The 20,427-nt window shown below is 70.2% G+C and carries 16 protein-coding genes and 1 pseudogene; 12 read left to right on the forward strand and 5 right to left on the reverse strand.

Annotated elements, in window-relative coordinates; all coding sequences use genetic code 11:
* Window positions 1-111: 111 nt before the first annotated feature.
* Complete coding sequence (locus ACWDA7_RS29870; RefSeq protein WP_450607968.1) at window positions 112-852, reverse strand: SLATT domain-containing protein; 741 nt, start codon at window positions 850-852, stop codon at window positions 112-114.
* Window positions 853-1,223: 371 nt separating this feature from the next.
* On the opposite strand from ACWDA7_RS29870, the gene ACWDA7_RS29875 reads away from it, so the two are divergent.
* From ACWDA7_RS29875 to ACWDA7_RS29905, 7 genes are all read left to right on the forward strand, one after another.
* The gene (locus ACWDA7_RS29875; RefSeq protein WP_432930575.1) at window positions 1,224-1,562 is read left to right on the forward strand and encodes a YbaB/EbfC family nucleoid-associated protein; all 339 of its coding nucleotides are present in this window, start codon (window positions 1,224-1,226) and stop codon (window positions 1,560-1,562) included.
* Window positions 1,563-1,670: 108 nt separating this feature from the next.
* A complete protein-coding gene (gene recR / locus ACWDA7_RS29880) occupies window positions 1,671-2,270 on the forward strand; it encodes a recombination mediator RecR (protein WP_234512258.1) in 600 nt (199 codons plus the stop codon).
* A complete protein-coding gene (locus ACWDA7_RS29885; protein WP_450607970.1) occupies window positions 2,263-2,922 on the forward strand; it encodes a DUF5063 domain-containing protein in 660 nt (219 codons plus the stop codon). Before recR ends, ACWDA7_RS29885 begins: the two co-directional genes overlap by 8 nt.
* A 377-nt stretch (window positions 2,923-3,299) precedes the next feature.
* Entirely contained in the window at window positions 3,300-4,577 is a 1,278-nt protein-coding gene (locus tag ACWDA7_RS29890; protein WP_450607972.1) for an aspartate kinase, read from the forward strand.
* Between the two features lie 40 nt (window positions 4,578-4,617).
* Window positions 4,618-5,685: an aspartate-semialdehyde dehydrogenase gene (locus ACWDA7_RS29895; protein WP_450607974.1), complete on the forward strand. Its 1,068-nt coding sequence runs from the start codon at window positions 4,618-4,620 to the stop codon at window positions 5,683-5,685.
* Window positions 5,686-6,173: 488 nt separating this feature from the next.
* Window positions 6,174-6,833 carry a SigE family RNA polymerase sigma factor gene (locus tag ACWDA7_RS29900; protein WP_450607976.1) on the forward strand — a complete coding sequence of 220 codons (660 nt, stop codon included), beginning with the start codon at window positions 6,174-6,176 and terminating at the stop codon, window positions 6,831-6,833.
* A complete protein-coding gene (locus ACWDA7_RS29905) occupies window positions 6,830-8,263 on the forward strand; it encodes a hypothetical protein (RefSeq protein ID WP_450607978.1) in 1,434 nt (477 codons plus the stop codon). The genes ACWDA7_RS29900 and ACWDA7_RS29905 overlap by 4 nt, the downstream gene beginning before the upstream one ends.
* 332 nt (window positions 8,264-8,595) lie before the next feature.
* On the opposite strand, the gene ACWDA7_RS29910 is transcribed toward ACWDA7_RS29905, so the two are convergent.
* Window positions 8,596-9,504 carry an SURF1 family protein gene (locus ACWDA7_RS29910; RefSeq protein WP_450607980.1) on the reverse strand — a complete coding sequence of 303 codons (909 nt, stop codon included), beginning with the start codon at window positions 9,502-9,504 and terminating at the stop codon, window positions 8,596-8,598.
* A gap of 297 nt (window positions 9,505-9,801) precedes the next feature.
* Window positions 9,802-11,676: a prolyl oligopeptidase family serine peptidase gene (locus tag ACWDA7_RS29915; RefSeq protein ID WP_450607982.1), complete on the reverse strand. Its 1,875-nt coding sequence runs from the start codon at window positions 11,674-11,676 to the stop codon at window positions 9,802-9,804.
* 455 nt (window positions 11,677-12,131) lie between these two features.
* Here ACWDA7_RS29915 and ACWDA7_RS29920 point away from each other — a divergent pair, with 455 nt between their 5' ends.
* Entirely contained in the window at window positions 12,132-12,506 is a 375-nt protein-coding gene (locus ACWDA7_RS29920) for a nuclear transport factor 2 family protein (protein ID WP_450608001.1), read from the forward strand.
* Window positions 12,507-12,550: 44 nt separating this feature from the next.
* Here ACWDA7_RS29920 and ACWDA7_RS29925 read toward each other — a convergent pair whose 3' ends face one another.
* Window positions 12,551-14,524 (reverse strand): NAD-binding protein, encoded by a 1,974-nt coding sequence (locus tag ACWDA7_RS29925; RefSeq protein WP_450607984.1) that lies wholly within the window; start codon window positions 14,522-14,524, stop codon window positions 12,551-12,553.
* Between the two features lie 267 nt (window positions 14,525-14,791).
* On the opposite strand from ACWDA7_RS29925, the gene ACWDA7_RS29930 reads away from it, so the two are divergent.
* The 3 genes from ACWDA7_RS29930 (at window position 14,792) to ACWDA7_RS29940 (ending at window position 19,043) form a co-directional block, all read left to right on the forward strand.
* Window positions 14,792-15,001: a twin-arginine translocase TatA/TatE family subunit gene (locus ACWDA7_RS29930; protein WP_450607986.1), complete on the forward strand. Its 210-nt coding sequence runs from the start codon at window positions 14,792-14,794 to the stop codon at window positions 14,999-15,001.
* A gap of 308 nt (window positions 15,002-15,309) precedes the next feature.
* Window positions 15,310-16,257: an MIP/aquaporin family protein gene (locus ACWDA7_RS29935; protein WP_450607988.1), complete on the forward strand. Its 948-nt coding sequence runs from the start codon at window positions 15,310-15,312 to the stop codon at window positions 16,255-16,257.
* Between the two features lie 263 nt (window positions 16,258-16,520).
* A complete protein-coding gene (locus ACWDA7_RS29940) occupies window positions 16,521-19,043 on the forward strand; it encodes a SpoIIE family protein phosphatase (RefSeq protein WP_450607992.1) in 2,523 nt (840 codons plus the stop codon).
* A 20-nt stretch (window positions 19,044-19,063) separates the two neighbouring features.
* Here ACWDA7_RS29940 and ACWDA7_RS29945 read toward each other — a convergent pair whose 3' ends face one another.
* Window positions 19,064-19,528 (reverse strand): nuclear transport factor 2 family protein, encoded by a 465-nt coding sequence (locus ACWDA7_RS29945; RefSeq protein ID WP_450607994.1) that lies wholly within the window; start codon window positions 19,526-19,528, stop codon window positions 19,064-19,066.
* Between the two features lie 424 nt (window positions 19,529-19,952).
* Between ACWDA7_RS29945 and ACWDA7_RS29950 the strand changes: the two are divergent.
* A pseudogene (locus tag ACWDA7_RS29950) lies at window positions 19,953-20,427 on the forward strand (hypothetical protein); the annotation flags it as partial.

The raw sequence follows: 20,427 nt of genomic DNA on the forward strand, positions 1-20,427 counted from the left end.
GGACTGCGCCAGGGTGTTGCCGGGCCGGTGAGGAGGCGTGTTGCCGGTGGGCGTCGTGTCTCTGCGGTACGCGCCTGGTTCTGGTGGGGCGCTATGCCCGTGCCGGCGCGCTCACCTGGGCTCGGGTGGCCGCTGCCGGGGCATGTTCGGGCGGGTCCCGTTCGGCGGCGCCAACCTCCCCAGCGCCAGTACGTCCCCCCGCGGCGCGGCCGACCCCACCGACTGGATGCCCAGGGGTCCCGACCTCGTCCGGAATTCCACCATCCAGTCCGCCGTCTCCGCCCGTACCAGTTCCGTCAGGTCCTCCGAGAACCGCCGCAGGACCGACAGGCACCGCTCCGCCGCCTCCCCGGCGGTCCCCTCCGTCGGCCCCAGCACCTCCCGCACGCTCTCGGTCGCCCAGTCGAACTGCAGGGCCTGGAGCCGCCGTTGCACGGCCTGAGCGGTCGCCACGTCCCTTATCCAGCCGGACGTCACTCCGAAGAACCGGTCCCCGGCCACACAGGACACCCCGAGCAGCAGCGACAGATAGGCCCAGGGCGCGACCCCGTCGACCGCCCCGGTCAGCTCGAGCAGCGGCAGCGCGGCCCCGCACACGGCACCGGACGCCGCACCCACACGTAGCGCGAGCGCCCCCCGCCGCTTCCACACCCGGTTCGCGAGATACCAGGCCGCCGTCTCCAGCGCCCGGTCCTCCACCCACCGGTACAACTCGTCGAGCCGCTGCGCGGGCTCCCCCCAGTCGCCGTGCGGGAACGGCCCTCCCGTGAGGTCGTCCGGTCGCAGCCCCGCCGCACCCTCGCCCCGCCCGTCCTGGAGCGGACCCTCGGGCTGCATCTCCGGCTGGCTCACCCGGCACTCCCTACATACGGCCATGACTTCCGCGATGCACCCTCCGCGGTGCGCGCGTCCCCCGCTCCGCGCACGCTCCGCACTGCTCAGGTGACGCATGGTGCCGAAGCGGCGGACCCTTCCTACCGCCCAATGGGTGGCGAGCACCTGGGTTTCAGCGCTTTTCCACCCGGAAGTGGGTCCCGGTCAGGTAGGGAAACGGCCGACAATCTCACTCGAAAGAGTGTCGCCACGGTCCAGGTCAGGGTCCGGTCGGACTACCGGAGCGCGCGTGACGGTGACCACGTAGGCTCGTGCCAGGCGGCAAAAACCCGCCCGGACAACCATTACGAAACCCTGCCAGCCGTACCGTACGAGACCAGGAGCTGATCGTGATTCCCGGTGGTGGCCAGCCCAACATGCAGCAGTTGCTCCAGCAGGCCCAGAAGATGCAGCAGGACCTCGCGCAGGCGCAGGAGGAGCTGGCTCGGACCGAGGTCGAGGGCCAGGCGGGCGGTGGTCTGGTGAAGGCCACGGTCACCGGCGCCGGCGAACTGCGGGCCCTGGCCATCGATCCCAAGGCGGTGGACCCGGAGGACACGGAGACCCTCGCCGACCTGATCGTCGCGGCCGTCCAGGCGGCCAACGAGAACGCGCAGACCCTCCAGCAGCAGAAGCTCGGCCCGCTGGCCCAGGGGCTGGGCGGCGGCATCCCCGGCTTGCCGTTCTGAGTCCACCGGCCCGTCCCTTCTAAGTGGGGCTAGGGCCAACTACCGTACGTACCAAGAAACCGAGCCCGGCTACGGTACGTACCGAAGCTCTCCAGGAAAGGCAGTCCGTTGTACGAAGGCGTGGTCCAGGACCTCATCGACGAGCTGGGGCGGCTGCCCGGCGTCGGTCCCAAGAGCGCGCAGCGGATCGCCTTCCACATCCTCCAGGCCGAGCCGACGGATGTGCGTCGGCTCGCCCAGGCACTGCTCGAGGTGAAGGCCAAGGTCCGCTTCTGCGCGACCTGTGGCAACGTCGCACAGGAGGAGTTGTGCGGCATCTGCCGTGACGCCCGCCGCGACCTGTCGGTGATCTGTGTGGTGGAGGAGCCGAAGGACGTCGTCGCGATCGAGCGGACCCGTGAGTTCCGGGGCCGCTACCACGTTCTGGGCGGAGCGATCAGCCCGATCGAGGGCGTGGGCCCGGACGACCTGAGGATCAGGGAACTGCTCGCGAGGCTGGCCGACGGCACAGTCACCGAGCTCATCCTGGCCACGGATCCCAACCTGGAGGGCGAGGCCACGGCCACGTACCTCGCCCGGATGATCAAGCCCATGGGCCTCAAGGTCACCCGCCTGGCCAGCGGCCTCCCGGTGGGCGGCGACCTGGAATACGCGGACGAGGTCACCCTCGGCCGCGCCTTCGAGGGGAGACGACTCCTAGATGTCTGACGCCACGCTGCACTCCACGACGATGGACCCCGACGACTTCGCGGTGCAGATCGCGGACCAGATCGAGAGTTTCCTGGTCGCCGTCACGGAGGTCGCGAAGGGTGACGAGCCGGACTCTGCTATTCCGTTCCTCTTGCTGGAGGTCTCCCAGCTGCTCCTCGCGGGCGGCCGCCTCGGCGCACACGAGGACATCGTGCCGGACGAGCGCTACGAGCCGGACTCGGGCCCGGACGCGGACGCGGACGAGCTGCGCGAACGCCTTGCCACCATGCTGGACCCGATCGACGTGTACTCGGAGGTCTTCGACCCGTACGAGCCGCGCAGGGCGCCGGTTCCGGCCCGTATCTCCGACGACCTGGCGGACGTCATCACGGACCTGCGCCACGGTATGGCCCACTACCGGGCCGGCCGCACCACGGAAGCCCTGTGGTGGTGGCAGTTCTCGTACTTCTCCAACTGGGGTTCGACGGCGTCCGCGACGCTCCGTGCGCTCCAGTCGCTGGTCGCCCATGTGCGACTGAACCAGCCGCTGGAGGAGCTCGACGGCCTCGACACCGACCAGGGCCTCGGCGACGAGGTCCTCGCCGAGGAGGCGGGCCGGGTCATGGCCCGGGAGATCGCCCGGCCGCTGGGACTGCGACCGGTCAAGTAGGCCCGGTCGCCCCTTTCCCCGGCGGATCGGGGGACCGGTCCCCCGATCGATCCGCCCGGAACGTGTGCACGGCCCGCGTCCGCGTGCCCGGAACCCGGTGCACACCGGTCTCCTGTGACACGCGGCACTTTTCGAGTACCTCTCGTCGCACGGGGGCAGATGCGCTCCTGGAGCGGCCGAGTCGCACGCCGGAAACCCTCGGTGAAAACCGTCGTACGCCCGTCGTACGTACGAAGAAAACCGGGGTGATCCCGGCATGAGCGGGACATCTCACCATGCGATATCCCGGAAGGGAAATTCGGTCGCTCGATAGACTGAGCCGACCGCACGTGCAGATACGCGGGTGCGGAAAGAGACGGACTGAGCGAGGAGCGCACGTGGGCCTTGTCGTGCAGAAGTACGGAGGCTCCTCCGTAGCCGATGCCGAGGGCATCAAGCGCGTCGCCAAGCGGATCGTGGAAGCCAAGAAGAACGGCAACCAGGTGGTTGTCGTGGTCTCCGCGATGGGCGACACGACGGACGAGTTGATCGATCTCGCCGAGCAGGTTTCCCCCATGCCTGCCGGGCGTGAGTTCGACATGCTGCTGACCGCCGGAGAGCGGATCTCCATGGCCCTGCTGGCCATGGCGATCAAAAACCTGGGTCACGAGGCCCAGAGTTTCACCGGCAGCCAGGCAGGCGTCATCACCGACTCGGTCCACAACAAAGCCCGGATCATCGACGTCACGCCGGGCCGCATCCGCACCGCGCTGGACGAGGGCAACATCGCCATCGTCGCCGGTTTCCAGGGCGTCAGCCAGGACAAGAAGGACATCACGACCCTGGGTCGCGGTGGTTCCGACACGACCGCGGTCGCGCTGGCCGCGGCCCTCGACGCCGAGGTGTGCGAGATCTACACCGACGTCGACGGCGTGTTCACCGCCGACCCGCGTGTGGTGAAGAAGGCCCGGAAGATCGACTGGATCTCCTTCGAGGACATGCTGGAACTGGCCGCGTCCGGGTCCAAGGTGCTGCTCCACCGCTGTGTGGAGTACGCACGCCGTTACAACATCCCGATCCACGTCCGCTCGTCCTTCAGCGGGCTGCAGGGCACGTGGGTCAGCAGCGAGCCGATTCAGCAAGGGGACGTGAAGGTGGAGCAGGCCATCATCTCCGGTGTCGCGCACGACACCTCCGAGGCCAAGATCACGGTCGTCGGCGTGCCGGACAAGCCGGGCGAGGCCGCCTCGATCTTCCGTGCCATCGCCGACGCCGAGATCAACATCGACATGGTCGTGCAGAACGTGTCCGCCGCGTCGACCGGTCTCACGGACATCTCCTTCACCCTTCCGAAGACCGAGGGGCGCAAGGCGATCGACGCCCTGGAGAAGGGCAGGACCGCGATCGGCTTCGACTCGCTGCGCTACGACGACCAGATCGGCAAGATCTCGCTGGTCGGCGCGGGTATGAAGACGAACCCGGGTGTCACGGCGGCCTTCTTCGAGGCGCTGAGTGACGCCGGTGTGAACATCGAGCTGATCTCGACCTCCGAGATCCGTATCTCGGTGGTCACGCGTGCGGACGACGTGGCGGAGGCCGTCCGCGCGGTGCACAGCGCGTTCGGCCTGGACTCCGAGACCGATGAGGCCGTTGTCTACGGAGGCACCGGGCGATGACCGGCCTCCCCCGCGGGGGCACGGGCCGTATGGGGCGTCGATGACAACGCGAACCGAGAAGCCGACGCTCGCGGTCGTGGGCGCGACCGGGGCCGTCGGCAGGGTCATGCTCCAGATCCTGTCCCAGCACGCGGACATCTGGGGCGAGATCCGTCTGATCGCCTCGCCGCGCTCCGCCGGCCGCAAGCTGGCCGTGCGCGGCGAGGAGGTCGAGGTCATGGCGCTCGGCGAGGAGGCGCTGACCGGCGTCGACGTGGCGATGTTCGACGTCCCGGACGAGATCGCCGCGCAGTGGGCACCGATCGCCGCGGGCCTGGGCGCGGTCGTGGTGGACAACTCGGGGGCGTTCCGGATGGACCCCGAGGTTCCCCTGGTCGTGCCGGAGGTCAATCCGCATGCCGCCCGGCTGCGTCCGCGCGGCATCATCGCCAACCCCAACTGCACGACCCTCTCGATGATCGTGGCGCTCGGCGCGCTGCACGCCGAGTTCGGGCTGCGGGAGCTGGTCGTCTCCTCGTACCAGGCCGTCAGCGGCGCCGGCCGCGCGGGCATCGACACCCTGCGGCAGCAGCTGTCGCTGGTCGCCGGCACGGAGCTGGGGACCAACCCGGGTGACGTACGGCGCGCGGTGGGCGACAGCACGGGGCCGTTCCCGGAGCCGGTCGCGCTCAATGTGGTGCCGTGGGCCGGGTCGCTGCGCGAGGACGGGTGGTCGTCGGAGGAGATGAAGGTCCGCGACGAGTCCCGCAAAATCCTCGGGCTGCCCGAACTGCGGGTGGCCGTCACCTGTGTCCGCGTACCCGTGGTCACGGTGCACTCGCTGACGGTCCACGCCCGCTTCGAGGGCAATGTGACGGTCGACCACGCCCGCGAGATCCTCGACACGGCGCCCGGCGTGGTCCTCTTCGACAACCCGGCGGCGGGCGAATTCCCCACGCCCGCGGACGTGGTGGGCACGGACCCGACCTGGGTGGGCCGGGTGCGCCGCGCCCTGGACGATCCGACCGCGCTGGAACTGTTCGTGTGCGGTGACAATCTGCGCAAGGGCGCGGCGCTGAACACGGCGCAGATCGCGGAGCTGGTGGCGGCGGAACTCGGGGCGTCCTAAGGCGGCCGCGACGGCCGGGGTCGCCGGACCCCGGCCGGCACAGGCGCCGGGGACCGGCGTTCGCGCGTGGTCGACGGGGTGCCGCCCGGTGCGTTCGGTGCCCGTACGCGTACGTTTTCCGGTGCCGGCTGTCCGACAGCCGAAATCCCTCATGGCCGCTGGCTGAATCGTTTGTAGGATCTCTTTCGGTTCAGCGGGTCGGCCTGTGGTCCAAACCACTTGGAATCGAAGCCTCTCGGCGTTCGAAGATTTCCCCTCCCGCCCTGCAACCGCGCACAGGGCCAGGAGCGTCTTTGCGGTCGCCCTTCGGGGGGCCGAGCACGACACACACGGGGCATAGGGGAAGAGCTGGTACGCATGAGGGCACTTGACGCACGGTCCGGTGTGCTGGGGGGCACATGGCAGGGCGTGCAGACGGATGCGAAGCCTGTCGCAAAAGTGATGCCTGTCGCGTACAACCCTGGCGCGTGGAGACGTGTCCAACTGACGTGGCAGAGGTACTCGAATTCACCGCGGTACGGACGAGGGGCGCGGCCCTGCGTCCACCCAGTCGTCCCCGCTTGCCCGGCGGCATGCCGGTGATCGCCCCCATGCCCACAGCGCGGCCTGCCCGCATCCCCAATCAGCGCGAGAGCCCGGACGAGTCGGCGGTGGCCGGCACCACGGTCGACCATCTCACCGAGACCTACCGCGCCCACTACCGCTCTCTCCTCGGCTTGGCGGCGCTCCTCCTCGACGACACCGCGTCCTGCGAGGACGTCGTCCAGGAGGCGTTCATCCGCGTCCACTCGGCACGCAAGCGCGTTCGCGACCCGGAGAAGACGCTCGCGTACCTGCGTCAGACCGTGGTCAATCTGTCGCGTTCGGCACTGCGCCGCCGCATCATCGGTCTCAAGCTGCTCTCCAAGCCCATGCCGGACATGGCGAGCGCCGAGGAAGGCGCGTACGACCAGTTGGAGCGCGACTCGCTGATCAAGGCGATGAAGGGCCTCCAGCGCCGTCAGCGCGAGGTCCTGGTGCTGCGCTACTTCGCGGACATGACCGAGGCCCAGGTCGCGGAGACACTGGGGATCTCGCTGGGGTCGGTGAAGGCCTACGGCTCGCGCGGCATAGCGGCGCTCCGTATCGCCATGGGGGCACCGGCATGAGCGGCCACGAGGAGCGTCGCGCCGCCTCCTGGGGCAGCGACGCCCATCAGCAACACGAGCCCTATGAGTGGCATGAGCCGACAGACCGGCCCGAGCTCCCCGAGGACGAACACAAGCAGCATGCTGGGAACGGAACTGTGAGCCACCGACCCGACCACCAAGGCCGGTACGAAGCCGGACCGGAACACGTCGCCCCCGACGCGACCGAATCCGACCGCTTCGCACGGGGACGCGGTGACGTCGAGGACCGGGGCGACTCGGGTGCAGGTTCGGGCGCTGAGGGAGGCTCGGACGACGGGCGCGGTCCTTTCGGCGGCGACGTCGAGGGGCTGGGCGCGGGGCGGGACCGGCTCCTGGCGGCGCTCGCAGGACTCGACCGCGGTGACTCCCCGACCGAGGGGAGCGTGGCCGGCCCCGACGAGCCGGAAGCGGCACCCGAGGATCTCGGTTCGGACGAGCTGGCGCTGCGCCGGATGCTGCATCAGGCAGTGCTCGAGATCGAGCCGCGCGACGGCGCGCTGGAGCATCTGCGGCGCGCGGTTCCGGCCCGCCGTGCGCGGAAGCGGCAGGCGCTGGTGGGCATGGCGGCCGCCGCCCTGTTCATCGGTACGGCGATCCCCGCTCTCGTGCACGTCTCGAACGCCACCGGCTCCGACGTCGACCCCTCCATGGCGGCGAAGGCCTCACAGGCCCAGGGCGACACCAACCAGGGCAAGGGCCCGGACGGTGGATCCAACGGCGCCGTCGGCTCCTCGGACACCACCAAGGGCACGGGGGGCAAGGAAGGCGAGAAGGGCAAGGACGACAAGGGCAAAGGCGTCGGCAGCGGGTCCACCGACGGGGTCGGGCCGACCGCCTCGACGGAGAGCGCACCCGCCTGCACGGCGGTACAGCTCGGCGGCGCGACCGGCACCGCGGGCGCCCCGGACGCCACTGGTGTGGTCTACGGCACCTTCCGCGTGACCAACACCTCCACCACGACCTGTACGGTCTCCGGCGCCGGCAGCGTGTCCACCACCGCCCAGGGTGCCGCGGACGCGTCCAAGATCAGCGTGGTGAACCACACCGCGGGCGACCCGGCCACCGGACTGCCCGCCCCGTCCCAGGAAGTCACCTCCTTGGTGCTCAAGCCCGGGGCGGCGTACGAGGTCAAGTTCGCCTGGGTCCCGTCCGAGACCTGTCCCACCACGGGCGGCAACACCGGCGGCCCGACCCCGGACCCGTCCCCCTCGACCAGCGCGCCGAGCGGCAGCACGGGCTCGGGCAGCAGCGGCACGGCACCGCAGCTGATTCTGGAGGACGGCGTGGCCGACGGCAGTGTGGTGGTCTCCCACGCGCCGGAGATCGGCTCCGCCTCGGCCACGGCGACGGTCACCAACGCGTGCGCCGGCACGGTCTACCGCACGGGAATGCTTTCGCCGACGCCCTGAGCCTGGGCACGGCCCGGCTGTTCCGTCCCATTACGGTCCGTCCCATTACGGGGCGAGTCGCCTCAGGCCGTGGGGGTCGGGGGACGGGCACATTCCTGGCGCGAGGGCTGAGCGGGGCTCGGGTGTGGGCGTGCGCGTGCGGTGGAGCAGGTGCCAGTGTCGTGGCGTACAGGGGCTCAGCAGGGCCCGGTAGCGGCGTGAGGGCGGGTGCCAGCGGTGGTGTAGGGGGCCGGACAGGCCCGGGCTGTTGTGTGAGCTTGGGGCGGGCGCCAGCCGTGGCCGTGGGGCCAGGCGAGTCCCGCGTGTGGCGTCGGCGTCCTCGGGAGTGGGGTTCAGGCCGTCGCTGTGGGAGCCTGGCTCTCGGCGATGGCGTCTTCGCCCCCGGCCGTCTTGCCTCCGGTCTCCCCGGCCCCGGTCCGCTCCTCAGGGCCGTCCCCCGGGCCGTCGTCCCCGGCCGCCCCGGAGCCCGTTCCTTCCGTTCCCTCCGCCACGAGCCCCAGCTCAGCGTCCCGAGCGTACTCGACCTCGCGTCGCAACAGCCTGAACCACATGAAGACCGTGAAGCCCGCGAAGACGAACCACTCGCCGGTGTAGCCCAGGTTCTGGAACGCCTTCAGATCAAGTCCGGACCCCTGGGGTGCCGTCGCCGGCACGGCCTTCATACCGCTGTCTGCCTTGTCGAGGGTGATCCACGCGTCGTAGAGGTCGTACGGCACCAGATTGACCAGTGAGGCCGCGCTGATCGCCGCGGTCTGGCCGGTGGGCAGCCCGCCGGCCGCGCCCACCCCGTTCGCTCCGGGGCTCTCGGACGCCTGCAGGGCTCCCGTGACCGTGACCTCGCCGGTAGGTGCGGCCGGTGCCTTGGCGGGGTTCGCGTCACCCGGCAGCCAGCCCCGTACGACCGGCAGCGCCTTGCCCGAGTCGGTCTGCAGCATGGTCAGTACGTAGAAGCCGCGCCTGCCGTCCAGCTCACGCTCCGGTACCAGCAGCTGCTTCCCGTACCGCCCCTTGGCCGTGGCCTTCATCCCGGATGTCCGCTGGTCCACCGGCAGCAGCTCGCCGAGCGGCCGGGCCGCCTCCTTCTGGTCCGCGGCGGCCCGCTCTGTCTGGGCCCTGTGGTCCTGTACCCGGGCCTCGAACCGGCTCAGCTGCCATGACCCCATGAAGATGCAGAAGGGGATGGCCAGCAGCACGAAGACGTTGATCCCCCACCAGCGGGACGTCAGCAGAAACCGGTACACGCCTTAAACGGTACGGGGCCGCCCTGGCGGATCACCCCGTGGGGGGTCTGTGGCCCGCCGGTGTGACCCGTTGGACTAGGCGCCGGAGGGCGGAGGCGGGCTCGCTTGCGAGAGGTGGCTACGTGGCCAGGGTGCACGCGCGCATGCCCCGTACTCCCCGCTCGGCCACACCCACCCGTTCGGCCACCTGGCCGGCTGATCGCCGCCCTCGGACAGGTGACGTCGAGGCGTCACCTGTCCGTCGGGCCACTTCCCGGTCACCGCACTCCGGCGTCACACCGCCCTGTGCCGTCCGCCCTAGGCCACGGTCGCCGCTCCCTTCGCCTCCTCCGCTGCCGTCCCCAGGTGCCGCGCGGCGAAGTCCAGCTCCAGGCGCACCTGCTTGATCCGCTCGTCCACCACCAGCGAGCCGTGCCCGGCGTCGTACCTGTAGACCTCGTGCACCGCATCGCGTGCCATCAGCCGGTCCACATAGTTCTCGACCTGGCGGATCGGGCACCGTGGGTCGTTCACCCCGGCGGAGATGTACACCGGTGTCTTCACCGCGTCGACGTACGTCAGCGGCGACGAGACCTCGAACCGCTCCGGCACTTCCTCGGGCGTGCCCCCGAGCAGTGTCCGGTCCATCGCCTTCAGCGCCTCCATCTCGTCGTGGTACGCCGTGACGTAGTCCGCGACCGGGACCGCCGCGATACCAAGGGTCCACGCGTCGGGCTGTGTGCCGACCCCGAGCAGCGTCAGATACCCGCCCCACGAACCACCCGTCAGGATGAGCCGCTCCGGATCCGCGAGCCCGGACGACACCGCCCACTCCCGGACCGCCGCGATGTCCTCCAGCTCGATCAGCCCGACCCGGTGCTTGAGCGCGTCCGTCCACTCACGCCCGTATCCCGTCGAGCCGCGGTAGTTGACCCGCACGACCGCATACCCGTGATCCACCCAGGCCGCCGGACCCGCCGCGAACGAGTCGCTGTCGTGCCACGTCGGACCGCCGTGGATGTCGAACACCGTCGGCAGCGGCCCACTCGCCCCGGCCGGTCTCTGCACCAGCGCGTGGATACGGCCGCCCGGCCCCTCCACCCACACGTCCTCGACGGGCACCGACTCCGGTGACTTCATCCCCGGCGGATCCAGCACGACGTCGCCCGACGTCGACCGCACCACCGGCGGCTCGGCCGCCGACGACCACAGGTACTCCACGCTCCCGTCGGGACGCGCGGTGGCTCCCGACACCGAGCCCGGGGGAGTCGGCACCCGCGTCAGCTCCCGCGCCGCCAGGTCGTAGCGGAACAGCTCGCTGCGCGCCTCGAAGCTGTGCACGATCAGCAGCGCGGAGCCGTCGGGATACCACTCCGCGGCCACGTCGCCCGGCAGCTCGAGCGCCAGGTCCGTCTCCTCGCCCGAGGCGACGTCCCACACCATCGGCTCCCACCGGTCGCGCCGCTGGTGCCCGACCAGCAGCCGTGTGTCGCCGTCGACCGGTGCGAAGCCCAGCACCTCCAGGCCCAGCTCGGCCGTGCCACCCTTGGTGTCGTCCAGCTCCGCCACCGTCGAACCGTCCGGCCGCAGCACGCGCAGGGCGGAGTGCATCGCGTCGCCGTGCTCGGTGTGCTCGAGGGCGATCAGCGAGCCGTCCCGCGAGAAGTCGCCCACGCCGGCCGACTCCCGGTGCCGGTAGATCTCCACCGGGTCCCCATCGCTTCGCACGAGGTGAATCGTGGACCCGTCCTGGTCGGTCGAACGGCCCACGACCGCCGTCCGCCCGTCGCGCCCGATCGCGAGCCCGGCCGGGTACGAGGGCTCGAGCCCGGGAGCCGCCGGCTCGTCGGTCCCGGAGTCCTTGCCGGATGCGCCGGGCGCGAACCGCTGGCGTCGCCAGATCCCGAACTCGTCGCCGTCCGTGTCGTCGAACCACCAGATCCACTCGCCGTCCGGCGAGAGCAGGCCGTCCGTCGTGCCGTTCGGCCGGTCCGTGACCTGGCGCTGCGCGCCCGTGGCCCGGTCCCACGCGTACAGCTCGTACGTCCCCGTCGCGTTGGAGACGAACAGCGAGCGGTGCGGCGCGTCCTCCGCCCAGTCGGGCAGCGACACCCTCGGCGCCCGGAAGCGCTTCTCCCAGTCCGGCATGTCCGCGTCGCGCTTCGGCGAGCTGGACCCGTTGCTCTCAGTCATGGCCCCATAGTGCCTGGCCCCGCCGACTTTCCGCGGGCAAGGTCCCGAGCCTGTGGATAACTCCTCGGCAAACCGCCTTGACCAGGTGTGATCACGGAGTCCCTAAGGACTGGCGACGTGCGTGGCCCATGTGACGTGGTTCGGCGTGCGTGACGGTGTTCGGCGTCCGCGGTGTGGCCTCTGCGGCGCCCTTGGCATCCGAGGCGCTCGTCTCTGGGGCTCGTGTGCCTTGCGTCACCTGAGGCGCTTCCCACTGCAGCGTGCGTGGCTTGCGCGGGTTCCGTGGCGTGGGTGGCTTACGCGCCCTGCGTGAGGAGGACCGTCCGCGTGGCAGGGGTGTGGACGACTCGGGCCTGAGGCCCGCACCCGACGGCTCCGCAACCCCGCCGAGATCCGATGTGCGCAGGTCGGAACCGATTGTCAGTGGCGGGATGCACACTCGCGCCATGACCTCGATGACCGATCTGCGCAAGACCGTGGAGAGCTTCTGGGCCGCTGCGGAGGCCCGTGAATGGGACGCGTTCGCTGCCACGCTGGCCGAGGACGTCGTCTACACCCTGCCGCAGACGCGCGAGCGCATCCGCGGGCGGGAGAGGTACGTCCAGTTCAACCGCGAGTACCCGGGCGACTGGCACCTGCGCGTCGAGCGCGTCGTCGCCGAGCCCGACCAGGTCGTCACCTCGCTGCACGTCACGGTGGGCCTGGACGAGATGTACGGCATCACGTTCTTCACGGCCGACCGGGAGGGACATATAGCCACGGTGACGGACTTCTGGCCCGAGCCGTACGAGCCGCCGGCGGGCCGCGAGCACTTGGCCGAGCGTTTCTGACGGTCGCGGGGCGACTGCTCGCGCTCGGTCGCGCCCTCCGTTTCCTACGCGCCGGCCGGCTCGCGGCGCCTGCGGCCGAGGAGTTCGGCCAGGCCACGGCGGGTCGCCGCCAGGACCACCCGGTCCTCGGGGCGCAGGACATAGGTGGCCGGCAGGTCCCAGACCAGACCCGAGGCCTGGGTGGGGGAGTCCGTCTCGGGGTCCGGCGTCTGGTTCCATTCATCGGGCGCCGCGGTGTCCAGGGCCAGCACACGCCACGCTCCCGCACGGAACGCCTCGGCGACCGTCTGTCCCTCCAACTGCGGATGGCCGCCCACGTCCACAGCGGCGAACAGCAGCACCCGCCGCTCCACCGGGATCGCACCGAGGATCTGCCGCCCCAGCATGGCTCCGGCGAACGCGGGCGCGGCCAGGTGGGACACGCTGCGGCTGCGGGTCACCGCGTGCGGGTACGCGACACGCAGCGTGCGGTAGACCGCGGTCGCGAAGTCGTCGTCGTACAGACGCAGGACCACCTGCAGGTCGGGCCGCACGGACCGTGCGTACAGCACGGCCTCGAGGTTCGTGGTGTCGGCGCTGGTCAGCGCGAGCAGCGCATGGGCTCGATGGATCTTGGCGGCTTCCAGGACGCCTTCCTGCGTCACGTCCCCGAGTACGACGGGCACCCCCAGCCGGCGTGCTGTGGCGAGTCCGCGTGCCTCGGGATCGCCCTCGACGCACACCACGGGGATCCTCAGTTCGCGCAGCCGGGTCATGACCCGTGTGCCGATCTTTCCGACGCCGAGCAGCACGACGTGCCCGGACAGACCGCGTGCCGGTTTCCGCAGCGCGGACCCGCTGCGGAACGTGCCGAGCGCCTCAAGCACGGCGGCCAGCAACACGGGCAGCAGCAACAACCCCATCAGCCCGGACAGCAACTGCAGAATCTGCCGTCCGAGAGGTTCACCGATGGCCGGGTTGTTGATGGCGAACAGGTCGAGCAGCGTCAAGTACGTGGCTTGCAGCGGGGGTTCGCCCGTCACGGCCATCGACGCGACGGCGAGTGCGACGACACACCCCACGACACCGGCGACCGACCAGCGCAGCCGTCGCGACAGCAGCGAGGCGAGCGGGACGACACTGCGCCCGGCCGGCAGCGCGGGTCCCGCGTAAGAGACGGTCTCCAGGACGATGGTGCCGCGTCCGGTGGCTGCCGCGACCGCCCTTTCGTCGGGCAGGAGTTGGGGCCCCTGCTCACCACTTCCCTCCGGACCGTAGGCTCCGGCCGGATCGTTGGTCGTCGCGGACAGCAGCGCCAGAGTGCACAGTCCGGGGTCGGCGACCTGGCCCGGTCCCGGTGGCTGTCGCTCGGCGGCCCGCAGGATCAGCCCGTCGGTCTGTACGACCTTGGTGGTGCCGGCGACGGCGGTCGCGGCCAGCGCGGGCGCCGCGGTGTCGGCGTCGGACAGGACGGTTGTGGAGGCGTCGAAGCCCTCGGACTCCACATCGGGCCCGCCGGAGGCCAGCGCGGCGGCTTGGTCGAGGAGCGCCTCGATGTGCTGCCCGAGACGCCGGTTGTACAGGCGCAGGACAAGCCGGAGTCGCGGGTTGAGGCGACGGGCGGTGAGCGCGGCGCGGATGTTGGTCTCGTCGTCGTCATACACGAGCGCCAGCGCCGTCGCCCGTTCCACTCCTGCCTCGGCGAGGACGGCCTCGGACGCTTCGAAAGCCTCCAACATCGTTATGTCGGAAGGCGTTCCGGCAGTGCGGCTCGGCGCTCCCGTCGTGCGGCTCCCCGCTCCCGAGACGCGTCCGTCCGCACCGCTGCCGTGACCGTTTCCCCCGTTGCCGTTGCCTGCCGCCCGTGTGACCGCGGCGGAGACCCGGTCCAGCAGTCCCGAGGCGCGGGCGCGGCCCACCACCGGCTGCCGTGCGAGCCGTTGGGAGGGCGGCACGACGAGCGTCACCTGCTCGTCGTACACCCCGCGCAACTCGGCGGCGAGCCGGTGCGCGAGCCCGTCGTCGCCGCACACAACCATGTGCGCGACGGGGTCGCTCGAACCATTCTGTTGCGGTACGCCTGCCACGGGGAGAAAGACTGCCTTACTGATGGTGCTGGTTCCATAGGGGTGCGGGGCGTGACGGGCGCCGGGCCGGGACCGGCCGCAGGGCACCGTGGGTGCCGCCGCCCGCCGGCTGAGAGCGTCCGGCCCAAAGCGGGACTTGTGGGTCGCTCACCACCGGGAGAGACTTCCACAGCCTTGTGGATCCACACACCTGTCCTGGGAGCAAGCCTGATGTTCGGCATGAGTGAGCTGGCCGTGATCCTCCTGGTGGTGGTCGTGCTCCTCGGGATCAAGAAGCTGCCGGAACTGGCGCGTTCGGCGGGAAAGGCGACGCGGATCTTCAAGAGCGAGGCGAAAGCACTGAGGGAACAGGACGCCGGAGCGCCCGGCGAGAGCCGTGTCATCCAGGGCACAGTGGTGGGCCGGGGGGACCCGGCAAAGCGCCCCTGAACGGCTCGCCTTCCTGAGCCAAGCGGTCGACTCGCCCATACGGCGCAGGAGCCCGGTCGGTGAAGCGCGCGGCTGCATGCCGTGAGCCATACTCGTGTGTATGCCTCGACCGCGGCCACGGATGGGAGCGCACGGCCCAGATCCGGCACCTGGCTCGGAATGCGGAGGTCGTTCCATTCGAATAGTCAGGCCCGGACGAGTGGCATCGGCTTGCCCCGCCACAAGGAGCGAGGCGGCCGGATCGCGGAGTGCTCGGCGAGGGGAGAGGCCGCCGCCACTGGCCGGATTAGTCCCTTAGGGGGCCTTTCATGGCTGTGGAAAATCCGCCCTTGGTAAGACCCTCCCGTCTCAGGAGCCGAGGTGGCCTCTTCGGTGAATGCCTCGCAGAATTCCTGGGGACGTTCGTGCTCGTCTCCTTCGGGTGCGGCTCGGTGGCCACGGCGGTTGCGGCACTGCCGGGATCGGGCCGGACCGCGGGACCCACCACCATCTTCGTCGCCGCAGGTGACTGGCTCCTCATCACCTGGGGCTGGGCCCTGGGCGTGGCCTTCGGCATCTACGTGGCCGGCGGGGTCAGCGGCGCACACCTGAATCCGGCGGTCACGCTCGCTTTCGCGGTGCGTCGCCGATTCCCCTGGCCCAAGGTCCCGTCGTACATGTTGTCGCAGCTGATGGGTGCGTTCGCCGGGGCTGCGCTGGTGTATGCCGTGTACCACGACGCGATCAACACCTTCGACCGTGCCATGACGGGACCGAAGACGAACGGTCACACCCTCGCCACCTTCTCGATCTTCGGAACCTTCCCCGCGCAGTACTTCCACGGCGGCGTCTGGGGACCGCTGGTGGATCAGATCGTCGGCACGGCGTTCCTGGTCATGTTCGTGGTGGCGGTGGTCGATCTGCGCAACACGGCGGTGAAGGCCAACCTCGGGCCACTGGTGATCGGCTTCGTCGTCGCGGCCGTGGGCATGTCGTACGGCGCGAACGCCGGCTACGCCATCAACCCGGCCCGCGACTTCGGGCCGCGTCTGTTCACCTGGTTGGCGGGGTGGCAGGAACTTGCGCTGCCCGGCACGCTGGCCGGTTCCTTCCACGACTACTTCTGGATCCCCATCGTCGGACCTCTTGTCGGCGGCGTGATCGGCGTTCTGGTCTATGACCTGTTCATCGGTGACGTCCTGCACATCCGGGCGCAGCCGAACGCGCCCCCCGAGCCCGGCGAGGCCGGTCCGGTGCGAACCTCGGACGAGGAGTGACCGGAGGGGTCAGGCGTGTTCGGTGAATCGCTCAGGGACGCGTCCGCTGTAGTGGCTCCATGCGGCTTCGAAGCTGGTCGATGCGGCATCGAAGCTGGTCAGCGGCCTGTTGTGGACCCGGCTAAAAACACCTGCCGCAGGTAAAGTGGAACAAGTCCGGCAGCCGCTCAGGCGCAAGCGGCTGCGCGCTGGGAACGCGACGGTACTGGATGGCGGGCATGGGTGCTCCCTTGAGAACTCGTTCCACAGCAGCGGACACCCCTTTGGGCACCTCGACCGCCGTGGCCGTGGCCGACGGCGCAGGGGTGGTACGGGGATGGAGCGAGGGAGCTGCGAAACTTCTCGGCCACTCGATCCCGGAGGCGCTGGGCAGACCCCTGTCGGACCTGATCCGGCCCGTGGAAAGTGCGGCGCATCAGGCGGACACCCCTGACCTTGCCGCGCGGCTCGGATCACCACAGGGCTGGGAGGGCAGGCAGACCGTACGCCATCGGGACGGCCATCATCTCGACCTGGAAATCAAGATCCTGCCCCTCCAGGACTCCGGCGACTGCTCACTACGCCTTGTCCTCGCCTCCGACGCGACTCGGACCTGGTGGTCGAGCGCCAGCCGGTCCCTGCTGGAAGGGATCACCCATACCGCGCCGGTAGGCATGATCATGCTCGACACCGAACTGCGGCCCACCTGGGTGAACGACGCCATGGAGCACCTGTGCGGCATCCCCCGCGAGCGTTTCCTCGGGCGGCGCCTGGGAGACGTCCTGCCAGGCCTGGACATAGAGCACACCGAAGCGGAGATACGCCAGGTTCTGGAGACCGGCCGCCCCTCGAGGGGCTGTGAATACTTCGGCCACGTCCTGTCCGATCCGGACCAGGTCAGCTACTCCACCTCGTGCTTCCGCCTGGAGCGCGAGGACGGCGAGCCCCTGGGCGCCTGCTACATCGTCCTCTCCACCACCGAGCACTACCGCGCCCGGAAGAAGCTCACGCTCCTGAACGAGGCCCGCAAGCGCATGGGCAGCACGCTGGACATCCCGCACGCAGCACAGGAACTGGCCGACGTCGCCGTCCCCGGACTCGCCGACCACGTCACGGTCGACCTCCTCGACTCGGTTCTCCGCGGCGAAGAGGCCCCACCCGGCCCCGCCGACGCCACCACCGCGGCCTCCCTCCGCTGTGCCGGACACCGCTCCCTCCGGAGAGGCGCCTCGCCGCCCGTCCCGTTGGGTGAGCCGTGCGGCTACCCCCCGTCATCGCCCATCGCACGAGCTCTGATCGACGGCGCCGCCGCACTGATACCGGCACTGGACCCCATGGACCGCCACCTGGCCGCCGAGGACCCCGCCCGCAGCGCCCACCTGCGCGACCTCGACCTCGGCACCCACTCCCTGATGATCGTGCCCATCCGCGCACGCGGCACCACCCTCGGAGCGGTCACCATCGGCCGCTGGCAGCCCAAAGGGCCATTCCAGCCCGACGACCTGGTCCTCGCGGAAGAGCTGGTCGGACACGCCGCGGTCTGCATCGACAACGCCCGCCGCTACACCCATGAGCACGCTGCCGCACTGGCCCTCCAGCGCAGCCTCCTGCCCCGGGAACTGCCCGAACAGAACGCGGTCGACGCCGCCTACCGCTACCTGCCGGCCGACATGGAAGCCGGCGTGGGCGGCGACTGGTTCGACGTCATCCCGCTGTCCGGAGCCCGCGTCGCCCTGGTCGTCGGCGACGTCGTCGGACACGGCATTCACGCCGCCGCCACCATGGGACGCTTCCGCGCGGCCGTACAGACCCTTGCCGACATCGACCTCGCCCCCGACGAAGTACTGGCCCACCTGGACGACATGGTCAGCCGGATCGCCGAGGAGGCCGGCGACGAATCCGGCGTGACCGGAGCGACCTGCCTCTACGCGGTCTACGACCCGGTGAGCCGCCTGTGCACCCTCGCCCGCGCGGGCCACCCCTCGCCGGTACTCGTCACTCCCTCCGGCGCCGCCCGGCTCATGGACCTTCCGAGCGGCCCTCCCTTGGGCCTCGGCGGTCTGCCGTTCGAATCCACTCAGATGACGGTCCCCGAAGGCAGCATCCTCGTCCTCTACACCGACGGCCTCATCCACAGCCCTTACCTCGACGCCGACCAAGGCGTCCAGCAGCTACTGGACGCCCTGTCCGCGCCACAGACCCGGCTGGAGGACGTCTGCGACGCCGCGGTCGGAAAGCTCTGGGCCAACCGGCCGGGAGACGACGCGGCACTGCTCCTGGCGCGCACCCATGCCCTGGGCGAGGACAACGTCGCCTCCTGGGACATCCCCAAGGATTCCGTCGCCGTCGCTCCGGCCCGCACCGAGGCAGACCGGCAACTCGCGGCCTGGGGGCTGGAAGACCTCGCCTTCACCACGGAACTGGTGGTCAGCGAACTCGTCACCAACGCCATCCGCTACGCCTCGGAACCCATCCGGCTGCGGATGATCCGCGACCGCACCCTCATCTGCGAGGTCTCCGACGGCAGCAGCACCTCACCTCACCTGCGGCACGCCCGGACGACCGACGAGGGCGGCCGCGGCCTCTTCCTGATCGCCCAATTCGCCCAGCGCTGGGGCACCCGATACGACAGAAACGGCAAGACCATCTGGTCCGAACAACCCCTCAAGCCCACCGGGCTCGCATACGACTCCAGCTTCGACGCCTTCGCGGACCTCGACGCTCTCGGAGACCTCGGCGCCCGCGACCTCGAGGACACAAGTCGAGAGAGCCGGCAAGGCAAACCGGCGGAAACCAGACCCATCTGATGGGATTCAGCCACGCCGCGCTACGACTGGGCGCCGACGCCCGACGGCGGCTGTCCCTTCGTCCAGATCGACCGGACCACCACGCGGCTGAAGCGCCAGCCGTCGGGGGTGCGGCGGAGATCAGCCTCGAAGCGGCCGCCCACTGTGAACAGAGGGTCGGCGTCACCGCCGCGCTCCTGGAGCGTGGCGTCATGATGGACGTGGGTCATCAGGCCATTCCACGAGGCGGTGGCCCGCTCCGCCCCGGCGGCTGCATCGGTGATGATCCCGGAGGCGATGTGCTGAGTGCGGTCGTAGCGCTCGAGCGCTTCCTCGGCGGCGCGGATGGCCTCGGCTCCCTGGGACGTCCCTAAGGGTGTTTCCATACGCGCGTCGTCTGTGAGGAAGTCGCGGGTCCAGTCCGCCGCGAACTTCCGTTCGTCCAGAACCCGGAAGAACCGGTCGACGAGCATGCTGATCTCTGCGTGATCCGTCTGCGTAGTCATGATCAGAGCCTCTTACCTCAAGGGGACTTGAGGTCAAGCCCGCCCGTGGTCGATTCGCAGAAGGAGAATCCCCGCCGGGGTACGGAGCCGCGGAACGACACTCGCGAGTTCGAGCGGGGACCGGGCCGTTGTTCGCCGGATCCGCGTACACAACCTCCGTGATTCCGGCGCCTCATCCGGCTGCTCTTCCTGCTTGCGCTTGCCCCCTACTTGCCACCGATCAGGTCGGCCGACGAGAGTCAGAGCGGGCTGTAGTCCGCTGCTGTACAGCAACTCCCGCCGCCGGCGTTCAACTTGCGAAGATCGAACGAGCGGTGCTTCCCCAGCCGCCGTCGACACCAGACGGATGCCCGCGGCAGTGGCATTAGACTCCCGGCCGACATCGAACGCGGCCGAGTCGGCCGAGGGGTCTCCCGGAGAGTGCATGGTCTGGTCACGGCTGCGCCAGCGTCGGGAGCGGCCTACGCCCAAGCTCCCGCTGCCCGGCCCATGCCGGCATCGCCGGCACACCCTGCGCACGGAGCGCCTCCTGCTCTACACCCCCGAAACCGTGATGGACTTTGCCGCCGTCGCGGCCGCCGCCTCGGACCCGGAGGCCCGGCGGTGGCTCGGGTGGGGCAAAGACGAAGGCGTCGTGACCGACGCGCACGTCCGCGAGGCCGTGCTCCAACTCCTGCCCGGTGACACCGACTTCCTTCGTTCGTCCCCGTTGGCCCAACGCCTGCTGGCCCATCCCTTCGATCCCCGCGTCGACCAGGGAGAGGCACTGATCGGCGTGCGCCTGGACGACGGCAGATACGCCGGGTTCACCAAATGCCTCCGAGGACGCCCCGGCCTTCAGGCCGGGGAGGAATCGGACCCCTGCGGAGCAGGGCAGGAAACGGGGTTTCGCCCCCAGG

This window comes from Streptomyces sp. NPDC001156, from assembly GCF_053598275.1.